The following is a 13,660-nucleotide window of genomic DNA, read 5'->3' on the forward strand; positions in this document are numbered from 1 at the left end:
GCGGGCGCCACTCAGTCCTCGTAAATTTCGTCCAACGGCAGAGAGAGGTCCAACGCGGCCAACATGACCGGACCGTCGCGCACGACATCGACGGTCCAACCGCTGCCGTCGCGGCGGTAGACCTCGACCAGACGCTCTCCCTGTGACACCAGCACGATCTCGCGCAGGGACGGGATCTTTTGGTAGTTGGTCCGCTTCTCGCGGCGGTCGATGGCTTCGGTGCTGTCGGACAGCACCTCCACGACCAGAACCGGGTCCATGACCACATAGGGGTCGTCACCACCGGCACAGGTCGCAACGAGGTCGGGATAGTAGAAGGCGTTCGCCGCCTCGACCCGGACCTTCACGTCATTGGCGTAAGCCTGGCATCCACGGGCGCGGGCGGCCTGCCGCAGGGTAACGAACAGGTTGCCGACGATGGTCGCGTGACGGCGGCTCGCCCCGACCATGGCGAAGGTCTCGCCGTCCAGATATTCGTGGCGCACCTCAGCCGTCCGTTCGGCGGCAAGATAGTCCTGCGGCGTAATCCAGGGCTTGCGCGAGACGCCTGCCATGGCCTTGCCCCCGTCGGTCATGTCTGCTCGCCCCAGTATACCAGCCCGCCGGCCTCACACCAATTGGTGCATCCGCCGCCAAAGAAAAAGGGCCGCGCACGAACGTGCAACGGCCCCTTCAACATGCCTTTCCCCTCACCGGCGGCCCGTCAGTTGGACGGGCTCGGCTCGTGCTGGGTCAGGAGCGCGTACATCGCGTCGCCCGACTGGGCTCCACGCAGCTTCTCGCACATGGACTGGTCCCGCAGCAGGCGCGAGACGCGGGCAAGGGCCTTCAGATGATCGGCTCCCGCCTGTTCCGGGGCGAGAAGGAGAAAGATCAGGTCGACCGGCTGCTCATCGATCGCATCGAAATCGATGGGCCGCTCCACGCGGGCGAAGACGCCGTGGACGCGGTCCAGGCTGGACAGCTTGCCGTGCGGGATGGCGATGCCATGGCCCACGCCGGTCGTGCCCAGCCTTTCGCGCTCCAGAAGCACGTCGAAGATCGCCCGCTCGTGCTGACCGGTCAGCTCGGACGCTTTGCGCGCCATCTCCTGCAGGGCCTGCTTCTTGTTGCCGGCCTTCAGGTTCGGGAGGATGGCGTGCGGAGAAATGAGGTCGAGCATGACGCTTCTTGACCAGCGAGACGGGTCGGCGCCGTCAGGCGCCGGCCTTCTCCGCCGGGTCGACCCAGCCGATGTTCCCGTCGGCGCGGCGATAGACCATGTTCAAACGGCCATGCGCACCGTTGTGGAACATCAGCGCCGGAGCCTGCGCCAGCTCCAAGCGCATAACCGCCTCGCTGACCGACAGGGTGGCGATGCTCGTCTCCATCTCGGCGACGACCATCGGGTTGGCGGCGCCGTCGGCGGCAGCCTCGACCTCGTCGTGATGCTCTTCGGTCTCGGCTTCCAGCACCCGGTAGCTCGCCGGGACGGCGGCGCCGTTCTCGGCCGCGTGGTGGTCGCGCAGGCGGCGCTTGTAGCGGCGCAGGCGCTTGGCCAGCTTCTCGCAGGCGATGTCGAAGGCCGGATAGGGTTCGGTGGCGTCGCCGGCGCTCTGCAGGACGATCCCGCGGCCCACATGGGCCTGGATGTCGGCCTTGTAGAGGTGCGCGTCCTTGGTCAGGATCACGTTCGCCTCGATCGGCTTGTCGAAGTACTTGCCGACCACGGCGTTCAGGCTATCGGCCACATGGGTGCGCAGAGCATCACCCACATCGAGCTGCTTGCCTTTGACGGAGAGTTGCATGGTGGAACGTTTCCAATATTGGTCCGCTGGGGACGGTGTAGACACGACGTTCTAAGATGCCGGGTTCGAAGATGCTGATCCGCCGCATGCGGGCCGGGACGATAGGCAAGGGTCACCGGACTGTCAATCGAGCCCTCCCCCGCCCGAACCGCTTACATGCGTGACATCTTGGCACGGCGTCGCTGCACCGATGACGGTATTTTCATCGCTTCACGATACTTCGCGACCGTCCTTCGCGCAATGTCGATCCCTTCCGCACGGAGAATCTCCACCAGTTTGTCGTCGGACAGCACATCGTCCGGCTTCTCGGCATCGATCATGGTTTTGATGCGGTGCCGAACCGCTTCTGCGGAATGGGACGCCTGTCCGTCCGCACCCTGGATTGCGGAAGTGAAGAAGTATTTCAGCTCGAAGACGCCGCGCGGGGTCGCCATGAACTTGTTGGTGGTGACGCGACTGACTGTGCTTTCATGCATGCCGATGGCCTCCGCGATGTCACGCAGGATCAGCGGTCGCAGGTGCGAGACGCCATGGATGAAGAACGCATCCTGCTGGCGGATGATCTCGCTCGCCACCTTCAAAATAGTGGTGGCGCGCTGGTGCAGTGACTTGACCAGCCAGTTGGCCGACTGGAACCGCTCGGAGATGTATTCCTTGTCGGCCTTGTTGCGGGCGCTGTCGGAGATGCGGGCGAAATAGCGGTGGTTGACCAGCACCCGCGGCAGCGTGTCCGGGTTCAGGTCGATCAGCCAGCCGCCGCCGGGATTGGCGCGCATCAGGATGTCGGGGGTGACCAGCTGGGCCGGGGTATGGTCGAAAGCCAGCGCCGGCTTCGGGTTCAGCTTGCGGATGTCGACGACCATGTCGGCGACATCCTCGGCATCGACGCCGCAGACCTTCATGATGGCCGGCAGGTTGCGCGCAGCCAGAAGCTCCAGATTGTCGAGCAGCGCCGCCATCGCCGGGTCGAGCCGGTTCTTCTCGCGCAGCTGGATGGCGAGGCATTCCTTCAGCGAGCGGGCGAAGATGCCGGGCGGGTCGAAGCGCTGGCAGGCGGCCAGCACCCGCTCCACCCGCTCGGCGCCGCAGCCGAGCTGCTCGGCCATCGCCTGGGCGTCGAAGCCGATCAGCCAGCCGGCCTCGTCCAGCATGTCGATCAGGGCCAGCCCGATCAACTGGTCGCCCAGGTCGGGCAGGTCGATCTTCAGCTGTTCGGTCAAATGGTCGCGGAGGTTCTTCTCGCTGGTCAGCGTCGCTTCGAGGTTGCTGTCGTCATCCTCGAAGCCGCTGCGGCCGCCGCGCTCGCCATAGGAGCCATAGACCTCGCTGCCGCCGTCCGAGCCGTCGGAAAAGCGGTCGTCGCCATAGACATTCTCGAAATCGGTGTCGAGCGGCGACTCCGACGAGGAGGCCATCGTGTCCGACGAGGTCATCTCCACCGTGTCGCGGGTGCGCCCGTCGCCCATCGGCAGGGCCGGCCCGTCGTCGCGGCCGTTCAGCCCATCGGCGCTGAGGCCGTTCGCCTCCATGCCGCCGGGGCCGTCCAGCCCGCCCGGCGCCTCGCCGCCGGCACCGTCGCCCACCGGGTCGCTGCCGCCGTCGGCCGATCCGCCGTCACGCTCCAGCAGCGGGTTCTGCTCGATCTCGCGGTCGACGAAGTCCGACAGTTCGATGTTCGACAGTTGCAGCAGCTTGATGGCCTGCTGCAACTGCGGCGTCATCACCAGGGTCTGGGCTTGTCGAAGGTCGAGACGTTGAGCAAGCGCCATGGCTGTGGAACCGGGACCAGTGGAAACGGAGGGCTACAGACTGAAGCGGTCGCCGAGATAGACCCGGCGCACGCCCTCGTGCGCCACGATCTCGTCCGGCCGTCCCTCCATTAGTACCACACCATCGTGCAAAATGTATGCCCGATCGACGAGGTCCAATGTTTCACGCACATTGTGGTCGGTGATCAGCACGCCGATGCCGCGGTCGCGCAAGTGCCCGACCAGCTCGCGGATGTCGTTCACCGCGATGGGGTCGATGCCGGCCAGCGGCTCGTCCAGCAGGATGAAATGCGGCTGTCCGGCCAGCGCGCGGGCGATCTCCACGCGCCGCCGTTCGCCGCCCGACAGCGCCAGGGCGGGGGAACGGCGCAGATGCGTCACCGAGAATTCGGCCAGCAGCTCGTCCAGCATCGCCTCGCGCGCGTCGCGGTCGCTCTCGACCACCTCCAGCACCGAGCGGATGTTGTTCTCCACCGTCATGCCGCGGAAGATCGAGGCCTCCTGCGGCAGATAGCCGATGCCGAGCCGGGCGCGGCGGTACATCGGCAGCGCGGTGATGTCCTGGCCGTCCAGCGTGATCGTCCCGGAGTCAGCGGCGATCAGGCCGGTGATCATGTAGAAGCAGGTGGTCTTGCCGGCGCCGTTGGGGCCGAGCAGCCCGACCGCCTCGCCGCGCTGGACGCTGATCGAGACGTCCCGCACCACCGGCCGCTTCTTGAACGACTTGCCGAGATGCTGGGCCACCAGCCCTTCGGCCGGGACGGCGGCGGTGGGGATGGTGCCGGCGGGAGCGGCGCCGGGCCCGTTCGCGGTCAGCACGGTCACTGCTTCTTGCCCGCAGGCGCGCCGGGCCCGTTCTTCTCGCCCGGAATCAGCAGGCCGCTGACCCGGCCGCCGGCGTCGCGGCCGGCGATGACGCGGTTGATCTTGGTGTTCATGTTCATCTCGGCGGCTTCGCCGTTCAGCTGGTTGTCGCCGCGGGTGATCTTCACGTTGCCGATCAGCACCGCGACATTGTCGGCGACCGAATAGACCAGCTTTTCGGACAGCGCCACGTCGGTGGGGGTGGTGACGACGATGTTGCCGGAGCCGTCGATCCGCTCCATCTGGGTGGTGCCGTCCGGCATCTTCTTGAGCCGGCCGATCAGCACGTCGGCGCGCAGCCGGTCGTTGCCGCGCACCGCCACCGCGTCGCCGCGCGCCACGGTCAGGTCCTGCGCCTCGTAATATTCCAGGCTGTCGCGGGCGGTGACCACGTCCTTGTTGGTGATCAGCTTCAGATCCCGGCCGGTGACGACCGCCACCTGCTTGTCGACGTCATAGACACCATGGTCGCCATAGACCTGCTGGTTCGGGCTGACGATGCGGACATTGCCGTCGGCCACCAGCTGGAACACCTCGTTGCCCTTGCCGGGAACCTCGCGGTAATAGGCGGTCAGCACGTCGGCGAAGACGGTCGAGTCGTTGCGCTTGGCCGACGCGTTGCCGCGCGCCACATAGGCGCGGACGTCCTGGTGCCATTCGATCGCCTGGTCGGCGTTGATCTCCACCGGCTGCTTGCCGCCCATGCCGGGCAGCCCCTGGGCGTAAGCGGGAGAAGCGAAAGCGAAAAACCCGCCGGCCAGGATGGCCGACAGGGTCAGGGCAATACGAAATGGGGCGGTACGGACTGGCGACCGTTTGGACGTCACGGCTTCTTGCTCCCGGGGCGCTCGGCGGCCTGAACCTCGGCCTTCGACTGGTTGAGGAAGACGACATTCTTGCCGCGGTCCGTCATGCGGAAGCCGATGGCGTTGATCTCGCCCTGCGGACCCTGGCCGGTCACCGCCTTGTCGCCCCAGGCATTGCCCTTGCGGATGTCGGCCTCGGCCTCGCTGGTGGTGAACTCGTTGCCGTCGTCGCGCAGCACATGCACGTTGCCGCGCATCAGCAGGATGCCGGTGCTCTGGTTGTACCAGCCCTTGTCGGACCGCATGGTCACCCAGGTGCCGGTGGTCTCGGTCATCTCCGCCTGCGGATCGTCCAGCAGGACGATGTCGGGCTGGTCGGCCGACTTGTCGGCCTTGGCCGCCACCAGCGAGAAGGGCTGGTTGTGTTCGTCCAGGCTGAAATAGCGCGGCTTCAGCATCTCGCTCTGCCCGGCGTCGGCGGTGACGCGGGCGCTCTGCGGGCTGTTCAGCGACGGCCAGGCGGCCAGCAGGGCCACCATCGCCAGCGCCGCCGCCGGCAGCACGAACTTCATTGCGGAAACGAAACGGCTGTAGACCCGGCTGACCGGACGGGTGTCGCGCCGCCGGTGCGCCCGCAGAGCCGCCGGCGGTTCGGCAGCGGCCGGCACGTGGCGGTTCGGCCCATCGGCGGACAGGCCGCCGATGGAGGTCCGCCCGGCGCTGGGGGCGGGGGCGGTGCGGCCGGCTGTCGTACGATCAGGGCTGCGCAGGTCGTCCAGGCTCAAATCTTCGTCCCTCCGGCTCGGCGCTTGGCTTCCATCATGGACAGAACAATCGTCAGGCCGCACCGGCGCGCAGGACATCGTGGATGTGCACGATGCCGAGCGGCCGGTCGGCCTCGATCACGAACAGGGTGGTGATCTTCTTGTCGTTCATCTCGCGCAGCGCCTCGACGATCAACGCCTTGGGGCGGATGGTCTTGGGCCGCGGCGACATGATGCTGTCCGCGCGTTCCGCCAGAAGCTCCGGCGTCAGATGACGGCGCAGGTCGCCGTCGGTGATGATCCCGACCAGCGCCCCGGCATCGTCGGTCACCCCGACGCAGCCCAGCCGCTTGGCCGTCATCTCGAAGATGACGTCGGACAGCGGCGAGTCAAGACGGCACAGGGGCAAATCCGCGCCCTTGTGCATGATGTCGGTGACCTTCAGCAATGCGCGGCCCAACTGGCCGCCGGGGTGGAACTCGCGGAAATCGGCGGCGGAGAAGCCGCGCCGTTCCAGCAGAGCCACCGCCAGCGCATCGCCCAGCGCCAGCATCATGGTGGTGGAGGTGGTGGGCGCCAGCCCCAGCGGGCAGGCTTCCGGCTCCGGCGGGATGACCAGCGCCACGTCGGACTGCTCGGCCAGGGCGGAGGCGGCACGCCGCGTCATGCCGATCAGCGGAATGCCGAAGCGGCGGGTGTAGGCGATGATGTCCGCCAGCTCGTGCGTCTCGCCGGAGTTGGACAGAGCCACCACCGCGTCGATCCTGGCGATCATGCCGAGGTCGCCGTGGCTCGCCTCGCCCGGATGGACGAAGAAGGCCGGCGTGCCGGTCGAGGCCATGGTGGCGGCGATCTTGCGGGCGACATGGCCCGACTTGCCCATGCCGGTGACGATCACGCGGCCTTCGATGCCCTGCAGGATGTCGAGCGCCCGCAGGAACTCGCCGTCGAGGCTGCCGGCCAGCGCCAACAGCGCATCGGCCTCGGTCCGCAGGACGCGGGTGGCGCAGGCGAGATCGCGGTTCTCCACCGGGCTGGACCCGGTCGAGGTGGCGGCGCTGTCGGTCAGGCTGCCGGACAGGTTGGACGTGATAACACTGGTCAAGGCTGTCATGCCTTCCATTTCGCAAGGCCCGGCGATGGGCCGTTCACAAACGCGGCGCCTGCCCGGAGGACTCCCGGCAGGCGCGTCTTGCAGTATGCCCACCGGCGGACGCCGGGTCAAATCCACGCCCGGTCAGGGGGCGGGGTGCGTGCAGTTCCCTCTCCCGCCCCGGGAGAGGGAAGGGGCCCACCGCAAAGCGGTGGGAAGGGTGAGGGGGAGCGCAAGGAACCATGCGGTTCGGGCTCCTTGGATCACCCCTCACCCTCCCCACGTCGTGGGTCCCCTCCCTCTCCCGGGACGGGAGAGGGCGATGATTTAGAGTGTCAGTGCGCCAAAATGTCCGGGGTTTCCCAGCCGCCGAGGTCCAGCTCGCCGCGGGCGGGCAGGAAGTCGAAGCAGGCCTGCGCCAGATGGGTGCGGCCCTCGCGCGCCAGCATGACGTCCAGCTTCGCCTTCAGGTCGTGCAGGTGCAGCACGTCCGACGCGGCGTACTTCATCTGGTCGGTGGTCAGCTCGGGCGCGCCCCAGTCGGAGGACTGCTGCTGCTTGGAGATCTCAACGCCCAGCAGATCCTTGCACAGATCCTTCAGGCCATGGCGGTCGGTGAAGGTGCGGACCAGCTTGGAGGCCACCTTGGTGCAGTAGACCGGCTGGCAGCCGACGCCCAGATAGGCCTTCATCACCGCCACGTCGAAACGGGCGAAGTGGAACAGCTTGGTCACGGCGGGATCGGTCAGCAGGCGCTTCAGGTTCGGCGCCTCGTACTGGCCGGGGCGGAACTGCACCAGATGGACGGCACCGTCGCCGGCCGACAGCTGCACCAGGCAGAGGCGGTCGCGGTGGGGGTTCAGCCCCATGGTCTCGGTGTCGATGGCGACGCAGTTGTCGCGGGCGCCGGCGCCGAGGTCGAGGCCGTCGGGGAGGTCGCCGTCATGAAGGTCGATGGGCATGGTCGCGTCCCGGGGTGGTCAGGCCCCCGGCCATGGACCCTAGAAACGACGAACGCCGCTCTGCACGTCCTCCTTCTCAATCGAAGGAGCTGTGCATGCGGCGCAGCCGGGTAGAAAGAAATGGTGCCCAGGAGAAGACTCGAACTTCCACGACATTTCTGCCACAGGTACCTGAAACCTGCGCGTCTACCAATTCCGCCACCTGGGCTCGGTGCTCGGTGTGTGGGCGGTTGTTTAATGATCCTTCCGGGGGGCGTCAACAGCTTTTTTCCGAGCCATTCATTTTTTTGCCGCATCGCGGATTTTCGCCGGATTTTCCCGGGGCGGTCCCGGCCGCGGCGATGCAGTCCCTAGATTGGGCGCGGTCCATTCGCTATAAGCATGGCCGCAGTTCCAGCAGTCCTTTATGGCGACACACAGTCGGACGACGCGCGGGGGCGCGCGCTGAAAGCGCGAAGACCCCGGTTTCGGCGCGCAACGGCACGGGAGACGGTCGATGTCCTATCGCACTCAGGTTATCACGGTGTTCGGCGGTTCGGGCTTCATCGGCCGCCACCTGATCCGGCGCCTCGCCAAGTCGGGCGCCCTCATCCGCATCGCCACCCGCAACCCGGGCAAGGCCGGCTTCCTGAAGACGGCCGGCGCCGTCGGCCAGATCGTGCCGTTCGCCACCGACTGCGCCGACGACGTGTCGGTCGCCCGCGCCCTCCAGGGGGCGGATGTCGCCATCAACCTGCTGGGCGTGCTGTACGAGCGCGGGAGCCAGAGCTTCCAGGGCGTGCATGTCGACGCCGCGTCGCGCATCGCCCGGCTGGCCGCCGCGGCGGGCGTCAACCGGCTGATCCAGATCTCCGCCATCGGCGCCGACGCCTCCTCGCCGTCGGTCTATGCCCGCTCCAAGGCGGCCGGCGAGCAGGCGGTGCTGTCCGCCTTCCCGGCGGCGACCATCCTGCGCCCCAGCATCGTCTTCGGGCCGGAGGACAATTTCTTCAACAAGTTCGCGGCGATGGCGCAGAAGGCCCCGGCCCTGCCGCTGATCGGCGGCGGCAAGACCCTGTTCCAGCCGGTCTATGTCGGCGATCTGGCCGACGCCGTGATCGCGGCGCTGGACAGCGACGCCAGCCGCGGCAAGACCTACGAGCTGGGCGGTCCGCGCGTCTACACCTTCCGCGAACTGCTGGAGCTGACCCAGAAGAACATCCAGCGCCATCGCCCGCTGGTGACCATCCCCTGGAGCGCCGCCGAGTCGCTGGCCGGCATCCTGGAGAAGGTGCCGGTGCTGGCCCCGGCCCTGACCCGCGATCAGGTGGCATTGCTGAAGCAGGACAACGTCGTTTCGCCGGGCGCGCTGGGCTTCAAGGATCTGGGCATCGCCGAGCTGGCGGCCTGCGAGGTGATCCTGCCGACCTACCTGTCGCGCTTCATCGTCGGCGGCAAGTACAGCGGCATGACCAACAACGCCCACTGACGACGCGTGCCGGGCCGCCCCACTGGGCCGACGCCCGCCGAGAGGGCATCTTAGCCCTCGTGCCTCCGAAAGCCCCGGCCGCTGCGCCGGGGCTTTTGTTTTGCCCGGCCTTTTGCCCGGGCCATGACGCTCCCACCGCAGGCATGGCACGCCTGCCCCATCGCCGCTTGAATTCCCCCGCCGCCGCCGTCATGTGGGCGGTTCAACCAAGGCGGGAACGGTGATGACGGGAGCAGAGGATATCCGGGGCGTGCCGGGCCGGATGGCGGAACAGGCATCGGCCGCGCGCTGGGCGACCGTCGCCGCCTTCTTCCTGAACGGCACCGTCTTCGGCGTGTGGGCGACGCAGATCCCCTTGTTGAAGAACCGGCTGGACCTCAGCCCGGCGGTGCTGGGTGCTGCCCTGCTCTGCCTTGCCGTCGGCGCCCTGACGGCGATGATCGCCAGCGGGCCGCTGCTGGGCCGGTTGGGCAGCGCGCCGGTGACGCGGGTGACCGCCCTGCTGTTCGCCGGGCTGCTTCCCCTGCCCTCCCTGGTGCCGGACGTGGCGACGCTGTGCATCGTGCTGGCGCTGTTCGGCGCCTCGGGCGGCACCATGGACGTCGCGATGAATGCCCAGGGCGCGCTGGTGGAGCGGCGGATGGGCCGGCCGATCATGTCGTCGCTGCACGGGATGTGGAGTCTGGGCGGGCTGGCCGGAGCGGGCCTGGGCGGGCTTCTGCTGCCGCTGATGCCGCCGGCGGCGCAGGCCGGGCTGGTGTCGGCCGGGCTTCTGGCGCTGTTCCTGGCCTTGCAGGGACGCTTCCTGCCCGACCGCAACGCCGGCGGCGGCGGGCTGGTTCTGCCCGACCGCAAGACGCTGCTGCTCGGCCTGCTGGCCGCGATGGCCTTCATGGGCGAAGGCGCCATCCTGGACTGGAGCGCCATCCATCTGCGCGACGATCTGGGCGCGCCGGCCTCCATCGCCGGCATGGGGTTCGGCGTGTTCTGCGCCGCCATGGCGGCCGGGCGGTTCAGCGGCGACCGGCTGCGCCACCGCTTCGGCGGGGCGACGCTGATGCGCGCCGGCGGGCTGCTGGCCACGGCCGGGCTGGGCTGCGTGCTGGCCGGGGGAGTTGTCGCGGGGGGAGCGCCGGTGCTGGCGATGGTCGGCTTCGGACTGACCGGGATCGGCCTGTCGAACATCGTCCCGGTGCTGTTCAGCACGGCGGGGTCGGTGGACAGCGGCCATCCCGACCATGCGGTCGCCGCGGTGTCCACCATGGGCTATGCCGGCGTGCTGGCCGGTCCGCCGCTGGTCGGCTTCATCGCCGAGGCCACCAGCCTCGCCACCGCCTTCGCGATGATCGCGCTGCTGGCGCTGGGCATGGCCGCCGCCGCGGCCCGTGCGGTGCCGCGGCGGGTGGTTTAGCTTTTTTGCCCTCAATCGGCGGGCGCGGCCATCCGGCCGCTTGCCTTCGCAGGCATGGGCCTGCGGGGCCGCAGTCGCGGCCCTCGTCCTTACAGGTAGAGGAACGCCAGCATGCCGGTGCCGACGGCGATGCGGTACCAGCCGAAGGGGGTGAAGCCGTAGCGGCCGACGAAGTCGACCAGCGTCTTCACCACCAGGGCCGCGGCGATGAAGGCGGTGACGAAGCCGACCAGGATCAGAAGGCCGCTGTCCAGGCTCATCACCGACCAGTTCTTGTAGAGGTCGTAGACGGTGGCGCCGGCCATGGTCGGCACCGCCAGGAAGAAGGAGAACTCGGCCGCCGCCTTGCGGTCGACACCCATCAGCAACGCCCCCAGGATGCTGGCGCCCGACCGCGACACGCCGGGCACCAGGGCCAGGCACTGGCAGAAGCCGATCTTCAGCGCCAGCGGGGCGGAGAAATTCTCGATTCGGTGATAGCGGGCGACCGGGATCAGCCGCTCCACCAGCAGGATGGCGATGCCGCCGACGATCAGCGCGATGCTGACCACGGTGGGGTTGAACAGCACCGACTTGATGATGCCGTGCAGGCCGGCGCCCAGCACCATCGCCGGCAGGAAGGCGATGACCACCGCCATCACGAAACGGCGGGCGCCGGGATCGTCCTTCAGTCCTGTGGCGACATGCCACAGCCGCTGGAAATAGACCACGCAGATCGCCAGGATGGCGCCGAGCTGGATCACCACTTCGAACACCTTGCCGGGCGGGCCCTCGAAGCCCAGCAGTTCGTCCAGCATGATCAGGTGGCCGGTGGAGGAGACGGGCAGGAACTCGGTCAGCCCCTCAATCAACCCCAGGAGGGTGGCGTCCAGATATTGATCGATCATCATCGCGGCACGCAGCCTTCGGCACGGTGAATGTTGCAGCGCTTATAGCAGGGCATGGCCGCGCTTGGCGATGGCGTGGGGTCGGTACCCCTATTCGGGCGATAGTCCTGAATTGGGACTAATTTTCTGTCGCGTTTTTGTGACACCCCACCGCCACGCCCACGCATTTCAGCCTTGCGGAAGAAAAGGTCAACAAACCGGACCTATCGGTGTTTTTGTGCTTTCACGGGGTGGTCGCATGCGTTATATGACGAGCGTCCGCCACTTCGCGGACGTTCGATTTCAACCCAGCCGGTCGGCGTAGGCCACAGCCGCAGCCCCCGGTCAGGCCCAGCAAGGCGATGCCCCCGCGACAGCGGGCGGGGCCGCGAAGCAAGGAGCAGACGTCATGGCGAACCAGAAAATGTTGGGCTTCGTGCACACCGCGCAGAAGATGCCCGACAAGCGGTCTGCCGCCGACCGCCGCCAGGACTTCGCCGAGATCTACGCCCGCTTCAGCGACGAGCGCGCGAACGAGCAGGCCAACCGCTGCTCGCAGTGCGGCGTTCCCTTCTGCCAGGTGCACTGCCCGGTCTCCAACAACATCCCGGACTGGCTGAAGCTGACCGCCGAGGGCCGTCTGGAGGAGGCTTACGAGGTCTCCCAGGCCACCAACAACTTCCCCGAAATCTGCGGCCGCATCTGCCCGCAGGACCGGCTGTGCGAGGGCAACTGCGTCATCGAGCAGTCGACCCACGGCGCCGTCACCATCGGCTCGGTCGAGAAGTACATCAACGACACCGCCTGGGAGAATGGCTGGGTCAAGCCGCGCAAGCCGGCCCGCGAGCTGGGCCTGTCGGTCGGCGTGATCGGCGCCGGCCCGGCCGGCCTCGCCGCCGCCGAGGAACTGCGCGCCAAGGGCTACGAGGTCCATGTCTACGACCGCTACGACCGCATGGGCGGCCTGCTGGTCTACGGCATCCCCGGCTTCAAGCTGGAAAAGGACGTCGTCGCCCGCCGGGTCCAGCGTCTGGCCGATGCCGGCGTCATCTTCCATTCCAATTTCGAGGTCGGCCGCGACGCCTCGCTGGCCGAGCTGCGCGAGCGCCACGTCACCATCCTGATCGCCACCGGCGTCTACCAGGCCCGCGACATCAAGGCCCCCGGCTCGGGGCTGAAGAACATCGTCCCGGCGCTGGAATACCTGACCACCTCCAACAAGGTCGGTCTCGGCGACCGGATGGACGCCTATGAGGACGGCTCGCTGAACGCCGCCGGCAAGAAGGTGGTGGTGCTCGGCGGCGGCGACACCGCGATGGACTGCGTGCGCACGGCGATCCGCCAGGGCGCGACCTCGGTCAAGTGCCTCTACCGCCGCGACCGCAAGAACATGCCGGGCTCGCAGCGCGAAGTGGCGCATGCCGAGGAAGAGGGCGTCGAGTTCGTCTGGCAGGCAGCACCCGAGGCCTTCACCGGCAACGACGTCGTCACCGGCGTGCGCGCCGTGCGCATCCATCTGGGTGTCGCCGACGCCACCGGCCGCCAGACCCCGCAGGTGATCGAGGGCTCCGACTTCACCGAGCCGGCCGACCTCGTCATCAAGGCGCTCGGCTTCGAGCCGGAGGATCTGCCGGGCATGTTCGGCTCGCCCGACCTGACCGTCACCCGCTGGGGCACGCTGCTGGTCGACCACCGCACCAAGATGACCAGCCTGGACGGTGTCTTCGCCGCCGGCGACATCGTCCGCGGCGCGTCCCTGGTGGTGTGGGCCATCCGCGACGGCCGCGACGCCGCCGACGCCATGCACGCCTACGCCCAGACCGTCGGCGCGCCCAAGCTGGCCGTCGCGGCCGAGTAAGCCGCTCCTTCC

Annotated in this window: 13 protein-coding genes and 1 tRNA gene; 3 read left to right on the plus strand and 11 right to left on the minus strand. The window is 68.0% G+C overall.

Translation table 11 applies throughout. The annotated features are described in order from the left end of the window. Nucleotides 1-11 precede the first annotated feature (11 nt). The 10 genes from GBZ48_RS16570 to GBZ48_RS16615 all read right to left on the minus strand — a co-directional run bounded on the left by GBZ48_RS16570 (nt 12) and on the right by GBZ48_RS16615 (nt 8,253). Complete coding sequence (locus tag GBZ48_RS16570; RefSeq protein ID WP_246307245.1) at nt 12-575, minus strand: Uma2 family endonuclease; 564 nt, start codon at nt 573-575, stop codon at nt 12-14. A 128-nt stretch (nt 576-703) separates the two neighbouring features. Next, nucleotides 704-1,162 carry a PTS IIA-like nitrogen regulatory protein PtsN gene (gene ptsN, locus GBZ48_RS16575; protein ID WP_109095955.1) on the minus strand — a complete coding sequence of 153 codons (459 nt, stop codon included), beginning with the start codon at nt 1,160-1,162 and terminating at the stop codon, nt 704-706. 34 nt (nt 1,163-1,196) lie between these two features. Next, a complete protein-coding gene (hpf, locus tag GBZ48_RS16580) occupies nt 1,197-1,787 on the minus strand; it encodes a ribosome hibernation-promoting factor, HPF/YfiA family (protein WP_174472018.1) in 591 nt (196 codons plus the stop codon). A 152-nt stretch (nt 1,788-1,939) separates the two neighbouring features. Continuing rightward, nucleotides 1,940-3,556 (minus strand): RNA polymerase factor sigma-54, encoded by a 1,617-nt coding sequence (gene rpoN / locus GBZ48_RS16585; protein ID WP_174472019.1) that lies wholly within the window; start codon nt 3,554-3,556, stop codon nt 1,940-1,942. A gap of 33 nt (nt 3,557-3,589) precedes the next feature. Then, nucleotides 3,590-4,333: an LPS export ABC transporter ATP-binding protein gene (gene lptB / locus GBZ48_RS16590; protein ID WP_343049570.1), complete on the minus strand. Its 744-nt coding sequence runs from the start codon at nt 4,331-4,333 to the stop codon at nt 3,590-3,592. Nucleotides 4,334-4,377: 44 nt separating this feature from the next. After that, complete coding sequence (locus tag GBZ48_RS16595) at nt 4,378-5,247, minus strand: LptA/OstA family protein (RefSeq protein WP_174472021.1); 870 nt, start codon at nt 5,245-5,247, stop codon at nt 4,378-4,380. Next, nucleotides 5,244-6,011 carry an LPS export ABC transporter periplasmic protein LptC gene (gene lptC, locus GBZ48_RS16600; RefSeq protein ID WP_246307246.1) on the minus strand — a complete coding sequence of 256 codons (768 nt, stop codon included), beginning with the start codon at nt 6,009-6,011 and terminating at the stop codon, nt 5,244-5,246. Before lptC ends, GBZ48_RS16595 begins: the two co-directional genes overlap by 4 nt. Before the next feature lie 52 nt (nt 6,012-6,063). Then, nucleotides 6,064-7,113 carry a KpsF/GutQ family sugar-phosphate isomerase gene (locus GBZ48_RS16605; protein WP_174472022.1) on the minus strand — a complete coding sequence of 350 codons (1,050 nt, stop codon included), beginning with the start codon at nt 7,111-7,113 and terminating at the stop codon, nt 6,064-6,066. A 305-nt stretch (nt 7,114-7,418) separates the two neighbouring features. Continuing rightward, nucleotides 7,419-8,045: a ribonuclease D gene (locus tag GBZ48_RS16610; protein ID WP_174472023.1), complete on the minus strand. Its 627-nt coding sequence runs from the start codon at nt 8,043-8,045 to the stop codon at nt 7,419-7,421. A gap of 121 nt (nt 8,046-8,166) precedes the next feature. Further along, nucleotides 8,167-8,253 (minus strand) — tRNA-Leu (locus tag GBZ48_RS16615). Between the two features lie 288 nt (nt 8,254-8,541). On the opposite strand from GBZ48_RS16615, the gene GBZ48_RS16620 reads away from it, so the two are divergent. After that, nucleotides 8,542-9,513, plus strand: coding sequence for a complex I NDUFA9 subunit family protein (locus tag GBZ48_RS16620; RefSeq protein ID WP_174472024.1), 972 nt, complete (start codon nt 8,542-8,544; stop codon nt 9,511-9,513). Nucleotides 9,514-9,736: 223 nt separating this feature from the next. Next, nucleotides 9,737-10,924: an MFS transporter gene (locus GBZ48_RS16625; protein ID WP_174472025.1), complete on the plus strand. Its 1,188-nt coding sequence runs from the start codon at nt 9,737-9,739 to the stop codon at nt 10,922-10,924. Between the two features lie 89 nt (nt 10,925-11,013). Here the strand turns inward: GBZ48_RS16625 and GBZ48_RS16630 are convergent, their stop codons facing one another. Beyond that, on the minus strand, nt 11,014-11,814 hold the full coding sequence (locus GBZ48_RS16630; protein ID WP_098740810.1) for an undecaprenyl-diphosphate phosphatase: 801 nt from the start codon (nt 11,812-11,814) through the stop codon (nt 11,014-11,016). Between the two features lie 385 nt (nt 11,815-12,199). On the opposite strand from GBZ48_RS16630, the gene GBZ48_RS16635 reads away from it, so the two are divergent. Further along, entirely contained in the window at nt 12,200-13,648 is a 1,449-nt protein-coding gene (locus tag GBZ48_RS16635; RefSeq protein ID WP_174472026.1) for an NAD(P)-dependent oxidoreductase, read from the plus strand. The last annotated feature ends 12 nt before the right edge of the window (nt 13,649-13,660 follow it).

Origin of the sequence: Azospirillum melinis (genome assembly GCF_013340935.1) — a bacterium.
GTDB lineage: Bacteria > Pseudomonadota > Alphaproteobacteria > Azospirillales > Azospirillaceae > Azospirillum > Azospirillum melinis.